The sequence below is a fragment of the Reyranella sp. GW821-FHT12G01 genome, from assembly GCF_058806575.1.
In genome coordinates this window covers 722,640-740,139 of record NZ_JBXAPV010000003.1, presented here as the reverse complement: position 1 = coordinate 740,139, position 17,500 = coordinate 722,640, and the positions used below count along the sequence as shown (strand labels likewise).

The window sequence follows — 17,500 nt, the reverse complement described above, 5'->3', positions numbered from 1 at the left end:
ACATGGGCGATTATCTCCGACCCCGAGACCTCGACGAGGCTCTCCAGGCACTGACCCGACCCTTCACGGTGCTCGCCGGCGGCACCGACTTCTATCCTGCGCGAGTCGGTCGGACGGTCACCGAGGACATCCTCGACATCGCGGGGATCGCGGCCCTTCGCGGAATTTCAGAGACCGAGAGCGGCTGGCGTCTTGGCGCCACCACGACCTGGAGCGAACTGGTCGAAACCAGCCTGCCGCCCGCGTTCGACGGGCTTAAGCAGGCGGCGCGTGAAGTCGGCGGCCGGCAGATCCAGAATGCCGGTACGATCGCGGGAAATATCTGCAATGCCTCGCCGGCGGCCGATGGCGTGCCGGCCTTGCTGGCGCTCGATGCCGAGGTCGAACTGGCGAGCCGCGAGGGCGTGCGTCGCCTGCCGCTCGCTTCCTTCATCACCGGCGTGCGCAAGACCGAGCGGCAGCCCGGCGAACTCGTCGTGGCGCTGCATGTGCCGCGTCCGCGCCATGACGCGCGAAGCGCGTTCCTGAAATTGGGTGCCCGACGCTATCTCGTGATCTCGATCGCGATGGCCTCGACTTTGGTCGAAGTCGAAGGCGGCAAGGTCGCGGCAGCTCGTGTCGCCGTCGGTTCCTGTTCGCCGGTGGCGCAACGCTTGCCGGCTCTGGAGCAGGCGTTGATCGGTGCACCGTTCGACGATCGTCTCGGCGAGCGGGTCGCGGCGGATCATATCGCGCCGCTGTCGCCGATCGACGACGTGCGCGGCAGCGCGGGCTATCGCAGCGATGTGGCCCTGGTCTTGCTGCGCCGCCTCCTGTCGAAGGTGGCCGCATGAAACTGGAATTCACCCTCAACGGACGCGACACGAGCTGGGACGGTGCGCCGGTCACGCGGCTGGCCGCGGCGCTACGCGACGATCTCGGTGTCACCGGCACCAAGATCGGCTGCGATGCCGGTGATTGCGGCGCCTGCACCGTGTTGCTCGATGGCCGGCAGGTCTGCGCCTGCCTCGTCGCGATGGGACAGGTCGGTGGGCGAAGCGTCGAGACGGTCGAAGGCCTCGAAAGCGGCGAAGACACGATCGCTGCGCTCCAGCAATCGTTCCTCGATCATGGCGCGGCGCAGTGCGGCATCTGTACGCCCGGCATGCTGATGGCCGCGCAGGAACTGGTGCGCCGGAACAGCAAGCCGACCCGTGCCGAGGTCGAGGACACGCTGGGCGGCGTGCTGTGCCGCTGCACCGGCTACGGCAAGATCGTCGATGCGGTGATGGATGTCGTGGCGCCCGTGCCCGCCGCCGCGCCATCGGCTGGCGAGGCCGTCGGTGCGCGCATCGTGAGGGTGGACGGGCACGTCAAGGTCACCGGACGCGACGTGTTCGGCGCCGACGCCATGCCGAAAGACGCGCTGTGGGTCAGGGTCGTGCGCTCGCCCTATGCGCGGGCGCGCTTCGAACTCGGCGATCTGGAGCCTTTGCGTCAGCGTCTCACCGCCGTGTTGACCGGGGCCGATGTGCCTTTCAACGGCTACGGCATCTATCCCGATATCAAGGACCAGCCGGTGCTGGCCGACGGGCTGGTGCGCTATCGCGGCGAGGCGGTCGTGGCGCTGGTCGGCGAGCGCGCCGAAGTCATGGCGATCCGCGACGACGAAGTGCCGATCACCTGGATGCCCGAGCCGCCCCTGTTCGGCGTCGATGCCGCGATGGCCGAGGATGCGCCGCTGGTCCAGGCCGACAAGCCGGGCAATCTTCTGCTGAAGGGCGGCGTGAAGCGCGGCGATGCGGCGGCTGCGTTCGAGGCGTGCGCTGCAGTGGCCGAAGGCACGTTCGAGACCGCCTTTGTCGAGCATGCCTATATCGAACCGGAGGCCGGCTGGGCCCTGCGGGTCGGCGACCGCATCGAGATCCATGCGACCACGCAGACGCCCTACATGGACCGCGACGAGGTCGCGAACCTGATGCGCCTGAAACCCGAGGCGGTTCGCATCGTGCCGACGGCCTGCGGCGGCGGCTTCGGCGGCAAGCTCGACCTGTCGGTACAGCCGTTGATCGCCATCGCGGCGTGGACGCTGGGACGCCCCGTGGCGCTGGTCTACACGCGGCCCGAAAGCATGGCCGCCAGCACCAAGCGGCACCCTGCGCGGGTGAAGGCCAGGTTCGGGTGCGATGCCGACGGCAAGCTTTTAGCCTGCGACGTGACCGCGATCTTCGACACCGGCGCCTATGCTTCGTGGGGACCGACCGTCGCCAATCGCGTGCCCGTCCATGCGATGGGGCCCTACGCCATTCCCAACGTGCGCACCTGGGGCGAGGCCTTCTTCACAAACGGCCCGCCGGCCGGCGCCTTCCGTGGCTTCGGCGTGCCGCAGGCGGCCATCGCGCATGAAGCGATGCTGGACGAGCTGGCCGACCAGCTCGGCATCGACCGGCTGGAGTTCCGGCATCGCAACGCCCTGCGCGCCGGCGACACGACGGCAAGCGGCCAGACGCTCACCCATTCGGCCGGTCTCGCACAGTGCCTCGACGCGCTGCGGCCGCATTGGAAGAAGGCGCATGAAGAGATTGCCGCCTTCAATGCAAAGGGCGGTTCGCATCGTCGCGGCATCGGTGTCGGCTGCATGTGGTACGGCATCGGCAACACCTCGATGTCGAACCCCTCGCGCATGCGCGTGGGCCTGTCGCCGGCCGGGACGCTGACGCTCTACAGCGGCGCGCTCGACATCGGGCAGGGCAGCAACACCATCATGATTCAGATCGCCGCCGATGCGGTCGGCCTGCCGGCGTCGCAGTTCGCGCTGGTGACTGGCGACACCGATCTCACCGCCGATGCCGGCAAGACCTCAGCGTCGCGCCAGACCTTCGTGTCGGGCAAGGCGGCGGAAAAAGCCGGTCAGGACCTGCGCCAGCAGATCCTGCGGCTGGCCAATGCCGGTCCCGATGCGACCCTGTCGCTCGATGGCGCGAAGCTCTCGGTGCGTGACGGGGCCGAGGTGCGCACCATCGATCTCGTCACGGCGGGGCCGCTGATGGGTGAGGGCACGTTCGATCCGCCGACCACGCCGCTCGATGCCGACGGCCAGGGCGTGCCGTATGCGACCTATGCCTTCGCGGCCCAGCTCGCCGAGGTCGAGGTCGATGTCGAACTGGGCACGGTGAAGGTGCTGCGCATCGTGGCCGCGCACGATGTCGGCCGGGCGATCAACCCGACCCTCGTCGAAGGCCAGATCCATGGCGGCGTGGCACAGGGGCTGGGCCTCGCGCTGATGGAGGAATATCTGCCCGGCCGCACCGAGAATCTGCACGACTATCTGATCCCGACTGTCGGCGACGTGCCCGAGATCGACTGCATCCTGATCGAGGATCGCGAGCCACTGGGCCCGTCCGGCGCCAAGGGGATCGGCGAACCCGCTCTCGTCCCGACGGCGCCGGCCATTTTGGGCGCGGTCCATCACGCGACCGGCGTCCGCGCCCACCGCGTCCCGCTGTTGCCGCACCGCCTGCGCGAGGCCATCGTCGCCCTGAAGGGAAAGCCGCAATGAGCGACGACATTTCGCTCTCGGAGGCCGAACGTAGCGCCGGCATCGTGCGCTGCGATGCCTGTCCCGTGCTCTGCCGTATCCGCCCCGGCCGCGCCGGCGCCTGCGATCGCTACGCCAACGAGAATGGCGCGCTCGTGCGGGTCGATCCGCTGGTGCTGCTGGCCAAACCCGATCTGCCGCGCGTCGCCTTCGTCGAGGGCAGCGAGGCGTGGCGCGGCGAACTGGGCAAAGGGGAAGGCGCGTTCGTCACCGGGATCGGCGCCACCACGACCTATCCCGACTACAAGCCCGCACCGTTCATCGTCTCGTCGAAGCATGACGGCGTCGACATGGTCACGGTCGTGACCGAGGGAATCTTCAGCTACTGCGGCGTCAAGGTGAAGATCGACACCGACCGCTATCTCGGGCCCGAGCAGGCGGCGGTGCGGGTGAAGGGCGAGGCGGTGGGGCATGTCACCACCGCCGAATACGGCTCGCAGATGCTGTCGCTGGGCGGCGTGCATCATCTCACCGGCGGCAGCAAGAAGGAGGGCGTCGTCACCTGCGACGCGCTGCTGGCGCTGTGCAATCGCGAGGCCGTCGAGCTCAGCATCGACGGCGGCTCGACGGTAGTGGTGCAGGCCGACAAGCCGCCGATCGTGAACGGCACGCTCGAGGAGCGCATGCGGGTCGGTTGCGGTTCGGCCGCCATCGGCATGTTCGCGCCGCAATGGAGGGACCATGTCGACGAGGTGATCGTGGTCGACGACCACATCACCGGCGTGCTGAGCGAGCATCAGGGCGGCGCCTTCCTCGACATGAAGCCGGCCGGCATCCGCGTGCGTGGCCGCCGCTCGACGCCGGGCCGCTACTTCCAGGTGGCCGAACCGGGCCTCGGCTGGGGCGGCACCAATGTCAGCGATCCGCTGGAGATCATCGAGAAGATCGATCCGAAGCAGGCCTGGCCCGGCTTGAAATTGCTGATGGTCTCGACGACCGGTGAGCATTCGGCCTGGTTCACGCTCGACGACGAGCTGAAGCCGCGGCCCGCCGAGATGCCGGTGCCGGTGCGCCATGTCGTCGAACGCATCGCCGAGAATTGCGAGCCGGCGCTCTGTACCGTGCTGTTCATGGCCGGGGCCGGCGGCTCGCTGCGGGCCGGCGTCACCGAGAACCCGGTGCGGCTGACGCGCTCGGTGCGCGAGACGCTGACCAAGGTGACCTTGGGCGGCGCGCCGGCCTTCGTCTGGCCGGGCGGCGGCATCACCCTGATGGTCGACGTGGCGCGCATGCCGGAGAAATCGTTCGGCTATGTGCCGACGCCGGCACTGGTCGCTCCCATCGAGTTCACCCTGCGCGCCGAGGATTATGCGGCGCTGGGTGGCTATGCCTCGCGCGCCGTCACGCTGGAAAGCGTGCTGGCGCATCACAAGGTCCGCATCGAATGAGCGCCGTCGCCGCCCGCCTCGGCGATGGACGACTGCATCTGCAGCACGGCCCGATCGACCTTTTAGTCGAGGCCTTCGGCGCGGCGGACGAAGTCGAGCGCGCCTATGGGCAGGCGGTCGAGCACTTTGGCGATATCCTTGCGACCTTGGTGGGCGAGCTTCCCGTGCTGCGCCGGTCGGTGACGGAGGCCTATCCGCTTCTGCAGGGACCGGTGGCGCGGCGGATGGCCGAGGCCGTGTGGCCGTATCGCGACGTCTTCATCACGCCGATGGCGGCGGTCGCCGGGGCCGTGGCCGACGAGATGCTGCAGGCGATGGTCCGCGGCCGTACGCTCGACAAGGCCTATGTGAACGACGGCGGCGACATCGCGCTCCATCTGGCGCCGGGCCAGTCGCTGCGCGCCGGCATCTTCGCGCAAGCCCTCGACGGCGTGGCGCTGCTGACGCACGAACGGCCGGTGCGTGGCATCGCGACCTCGGGCCGCGGCGGGCGGTCCTTCTCGTTGGGCATCGCCGATTCGGCGACGGTACTGGCGGCGACGGCGGCGGCGGCCGATGCGGCGGCGACGATGATCGCCAATGCGGTGAATGCCGATCATCCCGCCATTGAACGTCAACCGGCCCATGCGCTCGATCCGGACAGCGACCTCGGCGAGCGGCTGGTGACTGTCGCGGTGGGTGAACTGCCGTTGGAGATCGTCGACGCGGCGCTTGATCGTGGGTTGGCGGAAGCGCGGCGGCTCAGGCTGTGCGGGCTGATCGACAGCGCGGCGCTTTCGCTGCAAGGACATTGGAGACTCGAAACAGGCGGCACGCCGCTTGCTCTGTCGGAGGCGGGATGAGCGATCTGGTGAAGGTGCGGAAATACGTGGCGACGGTCGAGGAGACGCTGCACGACTTTGGCCCGGCGCTGGCGCGGCCGGTGACCAAGGCCGTGGTCGGCGGCGTGATCGCCAATCCCTATGCCGGCCAGCATGTCGAGGACATCCAGCCGATGATGAAGGCACTGGAGCCGCTCGCCATCGATCTCACTGAACGCGTGATGAAGATCCTGGGTGCCAAGGGCTCCGAGCTGGAAGCCTACGGCAAGGGCGCCATCGTCGGGCTGAACGGCGAGCTGGAACACGCCGCACTCTGGCACCAGCCCAGCGGCTTCGGCATCCGCCATGCGATGGGCGGCGCCAAGTCGATCGTGCCCTCCACGGTGAAGGTCGCGGCCGCCGGATCGCGCATCGACATTCCGCTGCATCACGTGACGGCGGCCTATGTGCGCAGCCATTTCGACGCCATCGAGTTCTGCGTGCCGGATGGGCCGCGTCCCGACGAGATCGTCTTCATCGTCGCCGCCTCGATCGGTGGCCGTCCCCATGCGAGAGTCGGCGGGCTGACGCCGGCCGAGATCAAGCTGGGGGATGGTCAGCGATGATCGGGAGGCAAGAATGAACGAAGACGCGCTGGCGGCGGCCATGAAGTCGATGGACGACTATATCGACGGGCTCAATCGCGGTGACGAGGCGGCGGTCAACAACGCCTGCAATTTCCCGCATGTGCGGCTGGCCGGCGGCAAGGTCGTCGTCTGGCCTAACCATGGCGACTACAAGCTCGGCGATTTCGTCGCCCGCGCCGGTGACGGCTGGCATCACAGCAAGTGGGACGAGCGCACGCCGATCCATGTCGGCCGCGACAAGGTCCATCTCAAGGTGAAGTTCAGCCGCTGGCGCGCGGACGATTCGCTGCTCAGCGTCTTCGAGACGATCTACATCGTGACCTTGCAGAACGGTCACTGGGGAATACAGGCGCGGTCGAGCTTCGCCGACTGAACGCTTGTGGGAGAGGGGCCGGCCTCGCTAGGGTCGGTTCACAGGGAATGTTTCACTCATAGAAGAGGGGGATCTCATGCTGACCCGCAATCGCCTGCTCGCCGGCACCGCCGCCCTCGTGGCGCTGTCGCTCGTCGGACCGGCCCACGCACAGGCGCCGATCAAGATCGGCGAACTCAACAGCTACAAGGTCTTCCCGGCCTTCCTCGAGCCCTACAAGAAGGGCATCGAGCTGGCGGTCGAGGAGGTGAATGCCGCCGGCGGCCTGCTGGGCGGCCGCAAGATCGAGGTCATCAGCCGCGACGACAACGGCAATCCGGGCGACGCCGTGCGCGTCGCCGAGGAACTGCTGAGCCGTGAGGGCGCCTCGTTCCTGATCGGCACCTTCCCGTCGAACGTCGGCCTCGCCGTCGCCGACTTCGCCAAGCAGCGCAAGGTGCTGTTCATCGCCGCCGAGCCGCTGACCGATAAAATCGTCTGGGACCAGGGCAACGCCTACACGTTCCGCCTGCGCACCTCGACCTACATGCAGACGGCGATGCTCATTCCCGACGCCGCCAAGCTGAACAAGAAGCGCTGGGCGATCGTCTATCCGAACTACGAATACGGCCAGTCGGCGACGGCGGCCTTCAAGAAGCTCCTGAAGGAGAAGCAGCCCGACGTCGAGTTCGTCGCCGAGCAGGCGCCGCCGCTCGGCAAGATCGATGCGGGCGCCGTGGCGCAGGCGCTGGCCGACGCCAAGCCCGACGCGATCTTCTCCTCGCTGTTCGGTCCCGACCTCGCGAAGTTCGTGCGTGAGGGCCAGACCCGCGGCCTGTTCAAGGGCGTCGAGGTGTTCAATCTCCTCGCCGGCGAGCCGGAATATCTCGATCCGCTGAAGGAGGAGTCGCCCGACGGCTGGTACGTCACCGGCTATCCGTGGAGCGAGCTGAAGACGCCCGAGCACACCAAGTTCCTCAACGCCTACCAGGCCAAGTTCAAGGACTATCCGCGCCTGGGCTCGGTCGTAGGCTACGCGACCGTGATGTCGGCTGCCGAAGCCATCAAGAAGTCGGGCTCGCTCGACCAGGAGAAGCTGGTCGCTGCCATGAGCGGGCTCAAGCTCATCACGCCGTTCGGCATGATCGAGTACCGGCCGATCGATCATCAGTCGACCATGGGCGCTTATGTCGGCCAGATCGGCATGAAGGACGGCAAGGGCTACATGAAGAACTGGCGCTTCGTCGACGGCAAGGACGCCCTGCCGAGCGACGCCGACGTCCAGAAGATGAGGCCGAAGAATTGATCATCGGACCGCGGACCTCCAGGTCCGCATCAAGATCATGAGCGGGTCTGGAGACCCGCGGTCCACATGACCCTTGCTTCCGTCATCATCCAGCTCCTGAACGGGCTGGCCGCCGCGGCGTCGTTGTTCCTCGTGTCGGCCGGCCTGTCGCTGATCTTCGGCGTCACGCGGATCGTGAACTTCGCGCACGGTTCGCTCTACATGCTGGGGCTCTACGGCACCTATTCGCTGATCCAGTTCTTTGGCCGCACGCCCCTGGGTTTCTGGGGCGCGGTCGTGCTGGCGGCACTCGCCGTCGGGCTGGTCGGCATCCTGATCGAGGTGCTGGTGCTGCGGCGCATCTATCGCGCGCCAGAGCTGTTCCAGTTGCTGGCGACCTTCGCGGTCGTGCTGGTGATCAAGGACATCGCGCTCTTCACCTGGGGCGCAGAGGACCTAGTCGGCCCGCGCGCGCCCGGCCTGTCGATGGCAGTGGAGATCATGGGCCGCCGCATCCCGGCCTACGACCTGCTGCTGATCGCCATCGGCCCGGTCGTGCTGGGCCTCATCTGGCTGCTGCTCACGCGCACGCGCTGGGGCGCACTGGTAAGGGCCGCGACGCAGGATCGCGAGATGGTGGGCGCGCTGGGCGTCGACCAGGCCAAGCTCTTCACCTCGGTGTTCTTCGTCGGCTCCGTGCTCGCTGGACTGGGCGGCGCGCTGCAGATCCCGCGCGAGCCGGCCAATCTCGAACTCGACCTCGCGATCATCGCCGACGCCTTCGTGGTCACGGTCGTGGGTGGCCTGGGCAGCATCGGCGGCGCGTTCCTCGCCGCCATCATCATCGGTGTCGCCAAGGCCTTCTGCATCGGCATCGGCACGGTCACCTGGTTCGGCTTCGAGATCTCGTTCTCGAAACTCACCCTCGTGGTCGAGTTCCTGATCATGGCGCTGGTGCTGGTGGTGCGGCCCTACGGCCTGCTCGGCAAGCCGCAGGCCGCGCAGCGCGCCGCGTCGGAGCCCGCCCCGCCGCTGCAGGTGCCGTCCTGGACCTTCGCGCTGGTCTGGCTGGCGCTGCTCGCAGCTGTGCCGCTGGTTGCCGACCGCTACGCCACCATCCTGCTGACCGACATCGTCTGCTTCGCGCTGTTCGCGGTCTCGCTGCACTTCATCATGGGCCCGGCCGGCATGGTCTCGTTCGGCCACGCCGCCTATTTCGGCATTGGCGCCTATGCGGCCGGTCTCCTGCTGAAGCGCTTCGGCCTGCCGATGGAGGCGGCGCTCCTGCTGGCGCCGCTGGTCGCCGGCCTCTTCGCCATCGTCTACGGCTGGTTCTGCGTGCGGCTCTCGGGCGTCTATCTCGCCATGCTGACCATGGCGTTCGCACAGATCAGCTGGTCGATCGTCTTCCAGTGGGATTCCGTCACCGGCGGCAGCAACGGCGTGTTCGGTGTCTGGCCGTCGGCGTGGCTCGCCGACAAGACGGTCTATTACTATCTGGCGCTCGTCCTGTGCGGCGCCGGCATCGTGTTCCTGTGGAGGGTGCTGTTCTCGCCGTTCGGCTATGCCCTGCGCGCCGGCCGCGATTCGCCGTTGCGCGCCGAGGCGATCGGCATCGACCTGCGCGGCTTCCAGTGGGCGGCCTTCGTGCTGGTGGGTGCGCTGGCCGGTCTCGCCGGCGCGGTCTACGCCTTCTCCAAAGGCAGCATCTCGCCGTCGAGCATTTCGATCGCTCAGTCGACCGACGGCCTGATCATGGTCCTGCTGGGCGGCGTCGAGACCCTGACCGGCCCGGTCGTGGGTGCGGCGATCTTCACCTGGCTGCGCGACGCGGTGGCGCGCAACACCGAGTTCTGGCGCGCCGTCATGGGCTGCGTGATCCTGCTGATCGTGCTGCTCTTCCCGCAGGGACTTGTAGGCGGCCTGAAGGCGCTGGTCGCGCGCTGGCGGGAGCAGCGCGCATGAGCGACGCGGTGCTGCAGGTCGAGGGGCTGCACAAGGCATTCGGCGGCGTGCAGGCGGTGGCCGACGTCTCCTTTGCCGTCTCGGCGGGCGAGATGCTGGCGCTGATCGGGCCGAACGGCGCGGGCAAGAGCACCTGCTTCAACATGCTGAACGGCCAGCTCGCGCCGGACTCCGGCATCGTGCGCCTCGAGGGGCGCGACATCGTGGGCCTGCGCCCGCGCGCGATCTGGCGGCTGGGCGTCGGCCGCACGTTTCAGATCACCGCCACCTTTGCTTCGCTCAGCGTCCGCGAGAACGTGCAGATGGCGCTCTACTCCCACGCCGGCCGCCTGCGCTCGCTGCTGTCGCGCTTCGGTGCGGCGTTCATTGCCGAGGCCGATGCGTTGCTCGACCAGGTCGGCATGCTCGATCAGGCGGAGCGGACCTGCGGCGTGCTGGCCTATGGCGACCTGAAGCGGGTGGAACTCGCCATCGCGCTCGCCAACGAGCCGCGCCTGCTGCTGATGGACGAGCCGACGGCCGGCATGGCGCCCAAGGAGCGGGTCGCGCTGATGGAGCTGACGGCGCGGCTCGCACGAGCGCGCAACATCGCGGTGCTGTTCACCGAGCACGACATGGACGTGGTCTTCACCCAGGCCGACCGCATCATCGTGCTCGACCGTGGCGTGCTGATCGCCGGCGGCACGCCGCAGGAAGTGCGCGCCAATCCGAATGTTCGCGCGGTCTATCTCGGGAGCACGCACTGATGCTCCCGGCGATGCTCCAGGTCGCCGACCTGCATGCCTTCTACGGCCGCGCCCATATCCTGCACGGCATCTCGCTGGAGGTGCGCGCGGGCGAGGTCGTGGCGCTGCTGGGCCGCAATGGTGCGGGCAAGTCGACGGCCATGAAGGCGATCATGGGTCTGGTGCCGCCGGCCCGCGGCGAAGTGAGCTTCGCCGGCCAGCGCATCGAGCGCCTGCCGCCGTATCGGATAGCGCGCCTCGGCCTCGGCTACGTGCCGGAGGAGCGGCGCATCTTCACCGAACTGTCGGTGATGGAGAATCTCGAGGTCGGTCGACAAGGTGCGCGCGCGGGCGTGCCGGTCTGGACCAAGGAGAAGCTGTTCAAGCTGTTCCCCAACCTCGCGCGCATGCGCGAGCGGCCGGGCGGGCGCATGTCGGGCGGCGAGCAGCAGATGCTCACCATCGCGCGCACCCTGATGGGCAATCCGAGCTGCGTGCTGCTCGACGAGCCGTCGGAAGGGTTGGCGCCCATCATCGTCGAGGAGATGGGCAATTCCATCCGCGCGCTGAAGGGCGAGGGCGTGTCGGTGATCCTGTGCGAGCAGAACCTGCACTTCGCGCTGGGTGTCGCCGACCGCGCCTACATCATCGAGAAGGGCCAGATCCGCTTCGGCGGCTCGATGGCCGAGCTGGCGGCCAACGATTCCCTGCGCGAACAATATCTGTCGGTCTGAACCCATGACGCCCAAAAGCACCTTCACCGTCGGCATCGATGTCGGCGGCACCTTCACCGACCTGCTGGCGATCGATCCGGCGTCCAACGAAGTGCGACTCGCCAAGGTGCCGACGACCGTCGACAACCAGGCGATCGGCTTCATGGCGGCGCTTGCAGCGGCGAGCCTCGATCCGGCTTTGCTGCAAGCCGTGGTGCACGGCACGACGACGACGACCAACGCGCTGCTCGAACGCAAGATCGCCAAGGTCGGCCTGATCACGACGAAGGGCTTCCGCGACGTGCTCGAACTGGGCCGCCGCACGCGGCCGCAGGCCTACGGGTTACGCGGCACCTTCACGCCGATGATCGACCGCGAAGTGCGGCTCGAAGTGCCCGAGCGCATGGATGCCGACGGCAAGATCCTGACGCCGCTCGACGAAGCCGCCGTGGCCGACGCCGCTAAAAAGCTGCTGGCGATGGGCTGCGAGGCGGTCGTCATCCATTTCCTGCACAGCTACATCAACGCCGCGCACGAACGCCGCGCCGCTGAGATCGTGCGCGGCCTGTGGCCCAACGACTATGTCACGGCAGGCCATGTCATCCTGTCGGAGTATCGCGAGTACGAGCGCGGCGTGACGGCGGCGGTGAACGCCTCGGTGCAGCCGGTGCTCGACCGTTATCTCTCGCGACTACGAACGGAACTGAAGGCCAAGGGCTTCGACCGCGACCTGCTGGTGATGCAGGGCAATGGTGGCACCATCTCCTCGCAGCTCATTGCCGAAGCGGCGGTGAACACGGTGATGTCCGGCCCGGCCTCGGGCGTGATGGCGGCGGCCTATACCGGCCGTGCCTCGGGCCATCCCAACCTGATCACCTATGACATGGGCGGCACCTCGACCGATGTCGGCCTGATCGAGAATGCCGTGCCGCAGGTCTCGGGCGAACTCGAACTCGAATATGCGATGCCGATCCATGTGCCGATGGTCGACGTGCACACGATCGGCGCAGGCGGCGGCTCGATCGCCTCGGTCGATGCGGCCGGCATGCTGCGTGTGGGACCTGAGAGCGCGGGCGCGCGTCCCGGTCCGATCTGCTACGGCCGCGGCGGTTCGGAACCCACCATCACCGACGCCAACCTGGTCCTGGGCCGGCTCAACCCCGACAAGCTTTTAGGCGTCGACCATCCGGTGACGCTCGACCATGTGCGCGGCCTCGTGCTGGAGAAGGTCGGCCAGCGGCTCGGCCTCGATGCCGAAGCGGCGGCCGCCGCGATCCTGCGCATCGCCAACGACCGCATGGCCGGCGCGGTGCGTCTCGTCTCACTGTCGCGCGGCCACGATCCGCGCGACTTCGCGCTGTTCGCCTTCGGCGGCGCCGGCCCCTTGCACGCGACGGCGCTGGCGCGCGAACTCGGCATCCCGACGGTGCTGGTGCCGGCGCGGCCCGGCATCACCAACGCGCTGGGCTGCGTCGTGGCCGACCTGCGCCACGACTATGTGCGCACGGTGAACAAGCCCTTGTCGGCCGTCGACGATGCCACGGTGGCGCGCATCTATGCCGAGCAGGCGACCGAGGGCGAGGCCACGATCGCGCGCGAGGGCGTGCCGGTGCGCGAACTGCGCTGCGTCCTCTCGGCCGACATGCAGTTCCAGGGGCAGAGCCATATCCTGTCGGTCGGTGTCGACAGCGCCGAGATCGGCGTCGCCGGCCTGCACAAGGCCTTTGCCGCTGCCTACTTCCGCCGCTTCGGCATCGAGCTGCCCGAGATCCCGCCGGTGCTGGTCAACCTGCACACGGCGGTGATCGGCGTGCGCCCGGAAATCTCGCTGGGTGCGCTCGCCGCCACCGAGCGCAGCACCACGCTGGCCGCCGCGAAGCTCGGCGCGCGCCGCGTCTGGTTCAGCGACGGCTGGCATGACACGCCGGTCTATGCCCGCGAGAAGCTGCCGCTCGACGCCACGCTCGAAGGCCCGGCGATCCTCGAACAGCTCGACTGCACCACCGTCGTCGAACCGGGCGACAAGGTGCGACAGGACACGCTCGGCAATTTGCTGATAACAGTCAGCTAACGAATAAAAGTCTGGAGGAAACGATGAAGGTGACGGACGTCGTCTGCCACATCCTGAGCTGCAAGGTCGACAAGCCCTTCGTCTCGGCGCGCGGCTGGGTCTATGGCACGCGCTCGACCTGTCTGGTCGAGATCACGACCGACGAGGGCATCACGGGCTGGGGCGAGTGCTACGGCCCCGCCGCCGTCGCCAAGACCTTCATCGAGACGCAGTACAAGGCGCGCGTGATCGGCAAGGATCCGTTCGATGTCGAGGCGATCTGGGAAGATCTCTACAACAGGATCAAGGATTACGGCACGACCGGCATGGCGATCTCGGCCATCTCCGGCATCGACATCGCGCTGTGGGACATCATGGGCCGCGCCGTGAACAAGCCGGTGCACAAGCTGATCGGCGGCGCCTATCGCAGCGAGGTCATTGCCTACGCGACCGGCCTCTACTTCATCGACATGAACAAGTTGATCGAAGAGGCGGTCGAGGAAGCGCTGGAGTTCAAGCATGACGGCTTCCAGGCGATCAAGATGAAGATCGGTCTGGGCGACCTGAAGCTCGACACGAGGCGCGTCACCGCGGTGCGCGAGGCGATCGGGCCCGGCGTTAAGCTGGCGGTCGACGCCAACCACTGTTTCTCGGTGCCCAACGCCATCAAGCTTGGCCGCATGCTGGAGGAGCAGGACATCCTGTGGTTCGAGGAGCCGGTCAGCCCCGAGGACCATGACGGCTATATCGAGGTGACGCGCGCCCTCGACATGGCGGTGGCCGGCGGCGAGAACGATTTCACCCGCTGGGGCTTCCGCGACATCATCGCGAAGAAGGCGATGGACATCGTGCAGCCCGACCTCTGCGCGGCGGGCGGCTTCTCGGAATGCCGCAAGATCGCGACGCTGGCCTCGGCCTTCGGCGTCGAATGCGTGCCGCATGCCTGGGGCTCGGCCATCGGCCTCGCCGCCACGGTGCAGTTCCTCGCCGCGTTGCCGGACCAGCCGCCGGCCTTCCGCCCGATGCCGCCGATGCTCGAGTTCGAGCAGACGCCGAACCCGCTGCGCGATCACCTGGCGCTGGAGCCGATCGTGCAGAAGAAGGGCATTGTGACCGTCCCGACGGGTCCGGGTCTCGGCATCGAGATCGATCGCGAAGTGCTGAAGAAATACAAGGTGGCCTGAGCGATGAAGATCGTCGACGTAAAGGCCTATCCGACCAGCTATCGCGTGCCGAAGGAGCTGCAGGTCTCGCTCGGCATCGGCACCATGACCAAGCGCGACTGCGTGATGGTCAAGGTGACGACCGAGGACGGGATCGTGGGCTGGGGCGAGAGCCATCATGCGCGTTCGCCGGGCAGCATCGGGCACCTGATCAACACGACGCTGAAGGGTTTCGTGGTCGGCATGGACGCCACCGACACGGTCGGCATCTGGGCCAAGATCTACAAGTTCCAGCTCGGCAGCCACGGCATGGGCGCAGCCACCGCCATGGCGATGAGCGGTCTCGACCAGGCGCTGTGGGACATCAAGGGCAAGGCCGTCGGCTGGCCGCTCTACAAGCTTTTAGGCGGCTCCAACAGACCGGTGCCGGCCTATGCCGGCGGCATTTCGCTCGGCTACCAGGCGCCGGAATCGCTGGCCGACGAGGCCGGGCCGATGGTCGCGGCGGGCTACAAGGCGCTGAAGCTCAGGGTCGGCGACAGCGTGAAGAACGACATCGCCCGCATGACGGCGGTGCGTAAGCGCTTCGGCGACGACATGGTGCTGCTGACCGACGCCAACACCGGCTACACGGTCGAGGATGTGCGCCGCGTGATGCCGGCGATGGACGAGCTCGGCATCGCCTGGCTGGAGGAACCGTTCCCGGCGCACGACCATCGCTCCTACGCGATGGCCAAGGGCTGGGGCGTGACGCCGCTGGCGGCCGGCGAGAACCATTACACGCGCTTCGAGTTCCACCGGATCATCGAGGACGGCAACATCTCGATCCTGCAGCCCGACCTGTCGAAGAGCGGCGGCATCACCGAGGTGCAGCGCATTGCGGCGGCGGCCTCGATGTGGAAGCTGCCGATCCATCCGCACAGCTCGATGACCGGCCTCAATCACGCCGTGTCGATCCACTTCCTGGCGTCGATCGACAATGGCGGTTACTTCGAGGCCGATCTTTCTGTGGCGAACAAGTTCCGCGACGAGCTGGGCAGCGCGCCGTGGGAGATCGACAAGGACGGCAACGTCCGCCCGCTCGACAAACCCGGCATCGGCGTCGAGATCGACGAGAAGTTCCTGATCGCCCACCCGGTGATCGAGGGGCCGGGTTACGTCTGACCGGACCGCGGGCCTCCAGGCCCGCTCATGATGCGGGCCTGGAGGCCCGCGGTCCGATGATCAAGTCGCCGGAATGAGATCGGACGCCTTCTCCGCGATAGCGTTGGTCGCGGCGTAGGTGTTGCCGGAGACCATGGTCGGCATGCAGGAGGCGTCGGCGACGCGCAGGCCTTCGAGGCCGATCACGCGCATGCTCAGCGGATCGACCACAGCCATCGGGTCGGTGCCGAGCTTGGCGGTGCCCACCGGGTGATAGGTGGTCGAGCCTGTGGCGCGGGCATGGGCCATCCATTGCTCGTCGGTCTGCACCGCCGGGCCCGGCAGGTTCTCCTCGACCACGTAAGAACTGAGCGGCGACGTGTTGATCAGCTTGCGCAGGTACTTCATCGCCGCCAGCAGCGCGTCGCGATCGTGCTGGACGGCGAGATAATTCGGCTGGATCTCGGGCTTGGCCGTGGGATCGGCGCTGGTCGCCTTGACATGGCCGGTGCTCTCCGGCCGGAGCTGCGAGACGCCGAGCGTCATGCCCGGCACGCGATCGAGTTCCGAAGTGCCGTAGCGGCCGGGCATGTAGCTGGCCGGCGCGAAGTAGAGCTGCATGTCGGGCGTGGCGAGGCCCGGCCGTGTCTTGAAGTAGCCACCGGCATGGCTGGGCGCCGCCGTCAGCAGCCCCTTGCGCGTGAAGGCATAGCGCAGAACTTCGCCGACCAGCGGCAGGCCGCGGCTCTTCTCGTTCAGCGAGCCCGCGCCTTTCACGAGCGCCGAGACGCGCACCGCATAGTGGTCGCGGAAGTTGCGGCCGACGCCCGGCAGGACGTGCTTTGCCGCCACGCCGATCTCGCGCAGATCGTCGGCATTGCCGATGCCCGAGAGCTGCAGGAGCTGCGGTGTGTTGATGGCGCCGCCGGACAGGATCACGTCGCGGCGGGCGCGGACCTGCCTGGTCTGGCCGTCCTGGCGATAGGTGAGGCCGATGGCGCGCTTGCCGTCGAGGTCGATGCGCTCGACCAGCGCGTGGGTGATCACCTTGAGGTTCGGGCGATTCATCGCGGGCCGAAGATAGGCGTCGACCGGGCTCCAGCGCCGGCCGCCGCGCATCATGTTCTGATAAAGCATGGTGCCTTCCTGGTCGCCGCTGTTGTAGTCGGGCGAGCGCTTCAGCCCGAGCGTCTCGTTGGCGTCCATGAAGGCGTCGCTCAACACGTGCGGGTCGCGCTGGTCCTCGATGAAGAGCGGGCCCGCACGGCCACGTGTTTCGTCGCTGCCGCCGACCCGGCTCTCGGCGCGCTTGAAGTAGGGCAGCAGGTCATCCCACGACCAGCCGCGGCAGCCGAGCTGCGCCCAGGTGTCGTAGTCGGCCGACTGGCCGCGCACATAGAGATGGCCGTTGATCGAGCCCGAGCCGCCCAGCACCTTTCCGCGCGGGAACCTGATCCTGCGGCCGTCGATATGCGGGCCGGGCGCGGTCTCGTAGCCCCAGTTGAGATTGTCGTTGTAGACCGTCTTGTTGAAGCCGGCCGGCACCTTGATCCAGATATGGTTGTCCTTGCCGCCAGCCTCGATCACCGCGACCGTGTTCTTGCCCGAGGCCGACAGGCGATTGGCCAGCACGCACCCCGCGGCGCCGGCTCCGGCGATGACGTAGTCGAACTCTTCCATCTGGCGTTTCCT

General features: G+C 67.7%; 14 protein-coding genes. 13 read left to right on the top strand and 1 reads right to left on the bottom strand.

The genetic code is table 11. The features are described from left to right. Positions 1-2: 2 nt before the first annotated feature. The 13 genes from AC1RP5_RS28525 to AC1RP5_RS28465 all read left to right on the top strand — a co-directional run bounded on the left by AC1RP5_RS28525 (position 3) and on the right by AC1RP5_RS28465 (position 15,829). The gene (locus tag AC1RP5_RS28525; protein ID WP_493116192.1) at positions 3-833 is read left to right on the top strand and encodes an FAD binding domain-containing protein; all 831 of its coding nucleotides are present in this window, start codon (positions 3-5) and stop codon (positions 831-833) included. Beyond that, entirely contained in the window at positions 830-3,538 is a 2,709-nt protein-coding gene (locus tag AC1RP5_RS28520) for a molybdopterin-dependent oxidoreductase (protein WP_493116191.1), read from the top strand. Before AC1RP5_RS28525 ends, AC1RP5_RS28520 begins: the two co-directional genes overlap by 4 nt. Further along, positions 3,535-4,965, top strand: a complete 1,431-nt coding sequence (locus AC1RP5_RS28515) for a 6-hydroxynicotinate reductase (RefSeq protein ID WP_493116190.1) — start codon at positions 3,535-3,537, stop codon at positions 4,963-4,965. The genes AC1RP5_RS28520 and AC1RP5_RS28515 overlap by 4 nt, the downstream gene beginning before the upstream one ends. Beyond that, positions 4,962-5,807, top strand: a complete 846-nt coding sequence (locus AC1RP5_RS28510; RefSeq protein ID WP_493116189.1) for a UPF0280 family protein — start codon at positions 4,962-4,964, stop codon at positions 5,805-5,807. The genes AC1RP5_RS28515 and AC1RP5_RS28510 overlap by 4 nt, the downstream gene beginning before the upstream one ends. Then, positions 5,804-6,391 (top strand): amino acid synthesis family protein, encoded by a 588-nt coding sequence (locus AC1RP5_RS28505; RefSeq protein ID WP_493116188.1) that lies wholly within the window; start codon positions 5,804-5,806, stop codon positions 6,389-6,391. The genes AC1RP5_RS28510 and AC1RP5_RS28505 overlap by 4 nt, the downstream gene beginning before the upstream one ends. 13 nt (positions 6,392-6,404) lie before the next feature. Beyond that, on the top strand, positions 6,405-6,785 hold the full coding sequence (locus AC1RP5_RS28500) for a hypothetical protein (protein WP_493116187.1): 381 nt from the start codon (positions 6,405-6,407) through the stop codon (positions 6,783-6,785). Between the two features lie 76 nt (positions 6,786-6,861). After that, positions 6,862-8,070, top strand: a complete 1,209-nt coding sequence (locus tag AC1RP5_RS28495; RefSeq protein WP_493116186.1) for an ABC transporter substrate-binding protein — start codon at positions 6,862-6,864, stop codon at positions 8,068-8,070. A 66-nt stretch (positions 8,071-8,136) separates the two neighbouring features. Next, positions 8,137-10,014 carry an ABC transporter permease gene (locus AC1RP5_RS28490; protein ID WP_493116185.1) on the top strand — a complete coding sequence of 626 codons (1,878 nt, stop codon included), beginning with the start codon at positions 8,137-8,139 and terminating at the stop codon, positions 10,012-10,014. Then, on the top strand, positions 10,011-10,760 hold the full coding sequence (locus AC1RP5_RS28485; RefSeq protein WP_493116184.1) for an ABC transporter ATP-binding protein: 750 nt from the start codon (positions 10,011-10,013) through the stop codon (positions 10,758-10,760). The genes AC1RP5_RS28490 and AC1RP5_RS28485 overlap by 4 nt, the downstream gene beginning before the upstream one ends. After that, entirely contained in the window at positions 10,760-11,473 is a 714-nt protein-coding gene (locus AC1RP5_RS28480; protein ID WP_493116183.1) for an ABC transporter ATP-binding protein, read from the top strand. The genes AC1RP5_RS28485 and AC1RP5_RS28480 overlap by 1 nt, the downstream gene beginning before the upstream one ends. A 4-nt stretch (positions 11,474-11,477) precedes the next feature. Further along, positions 11,478-13,523 carry a hydantoinase/oxoprolinase family protein gene (locus AC1RP5_RS28475; RefSeq protein ID WP_493116182.1) on the top strand — a complete coding sequence of 682 codons (2,046 nt, stop codon included), beginning with the start codon at positions 11,478-11,480 and terminating at the stop codon, positions 13,521-13,523. A 23-nt stretch (positions 13,524-13,546) separates the two neighbouring features. After that, entirely contained in the window at positions 13,547-14,686 is a 1,140-nt protein-coding gene (locus AC1RP5_RS28470) for a mandelate racemase/muconate lactonizing enzyme family protein (RefSeq protein ID WP_493116181.1), read from the top strand. 3 nt (positions 14,687-14,689) lie between these two features. Then, positions 14,690-15,829: a mandelate racemase/muconate lactonizing enzyme family protein gene (locus tag AC1RP5_RS28465; protein ID WP_493116180.1), complete on the top strand. Its 1,140-nt coding sequence runs from the start codon at positions 14,690-14,692 to the stop codon at positions 15,827-15,829. A 60-nt stretch (positions 15,830-15,889) separates the two neighbouring features. Here AC1RP5_RS28465 and AC1RP5_RS28460 read toward each other — a convergent pair whose 3' ends face one another. Beyond that, positions 15,890-17,488 carry a GMC family oxidoreductase gene (locus AC1RP5_RS28460; protein WP_493116179.1) on the bottom strand — a complete coding sequence of 533 codons (1,599 nt, stop codon included), beginning with the start codon at positions 17,486-17,488 and terminating at the stop codon, positions 15,890-15,892. Between the last annotated feature and the right edge of the window lie 12 nt (positions 17,489-17,500).

What these genes read in the sequence shown, in the direction of transcription:
- AC1RP5_RS28460 (WP_493116179.1), bottom strand. Translation starts at nt 17,488, where the DNA reads ATGGAAGAGTTCGACTACGTCATCGCCGGAGCCGGCGCCGCGGGGTGC.
- AC1RP5_RS28490 (WP_493116185.1), top strand. Translation starts at nt 8,137, where the DNA reads ATGACCCTTGCTTCCGTCATCATCCAGCTCCTGAACGGGCTGGCCGCC.
- AC1RP5_RS28510 (WP_493116189.1), top strand. Translation starts at nt 4,962, where the DNA reads ATGAGCGCCGTCGCCGCCCGCCTCGGCGATGGACGACTGCATCTGCAG.
- AC1RP5_RS28465 (WP_493116180.1), top strand. Translation starts at nt 14,690, where the DNA reads ATGAAGATCGTCGACGTAAAGGCCTATCCGACCAGCTATCGCGTGCCG.
- AC1RP5_RS28475 (WP_493116182.1), top strand. Translation starts at nt 11,478, where the DNA reads ATGACGCCCAAAAGCACCTTCACCGTCGGCATCGATGTCGGCGGCACC.
- AC1RP5_RS28500 (WP_493116187.1), top strand. Translation starts at nt 6,405, where the DNA reads ATGAACGAAGACGCGCTGGCGGCGGCCATGAAGTCGATGGACGACTAT.
- AC1RP5_RS28505 (WP_493116188.1), top strand. Translation starts at nt 5,804, where the DNA reads ATGAGCGATCTGGTGAAGGTGCGGAAATACGTGGCGACGGTCGAGGAG.
- AC1RP5_RS28480 (WP_493116183.1), top strand. Translation starts at nt 10,760, where the DNA reads ATGCTCCCGGCGATGCTCCAGGTCGCCGACCTGCATGCCTTCTACGGC.
- AC1RP5_RS28515 (WP_493116190.1), top strand. Translation starts at nt 3,535, where the DNA reads ATGAGCGACGACATTTCGCTCTCGGAGGCCGAACGTAGCGCCGGCATC.
- AC1RP5_RS28470 (WP_493116181.1), top strand. Translation starts at nt 13,547, where the DNA reads ATGAAGGTGACGGACGTCGTCTGCCACATCCTGAGCTGCAAGGTCGAC.
- AC1RP5_RS28525 (WP_493116192.1), top strand. Translation starts at nt 3, where the DNA reads ATGGGCGATTATCTCCGACCCCGAGACCTCGACGAGGCTCTCCAGGCA.
- AC1RP5_RS28495 (WP_493116186.1), top strand. Translation starts at nt 6,862, where the DNA reads ATGCTGACCCGCAATCGCCTGCTCGCCGGCACCGCCGCCCTCGTGGCG.
- AC1RP5_RS28520 (WP_493116191.1), top strand. Translation starts at nt 830, where the DNA reads ATGAAACTGGAATTCACCCTCAACGGACGCGACACGAGCTGGGACGGT.
- AC1RP5_RS28485 (WP_493116184.1), top strand. Translation starts at nt 10,011, where the DNA reads ATGAGCGACGCGGTGCTGCAGGTCGAGGGGCTGCACAAGGCATTCGGC.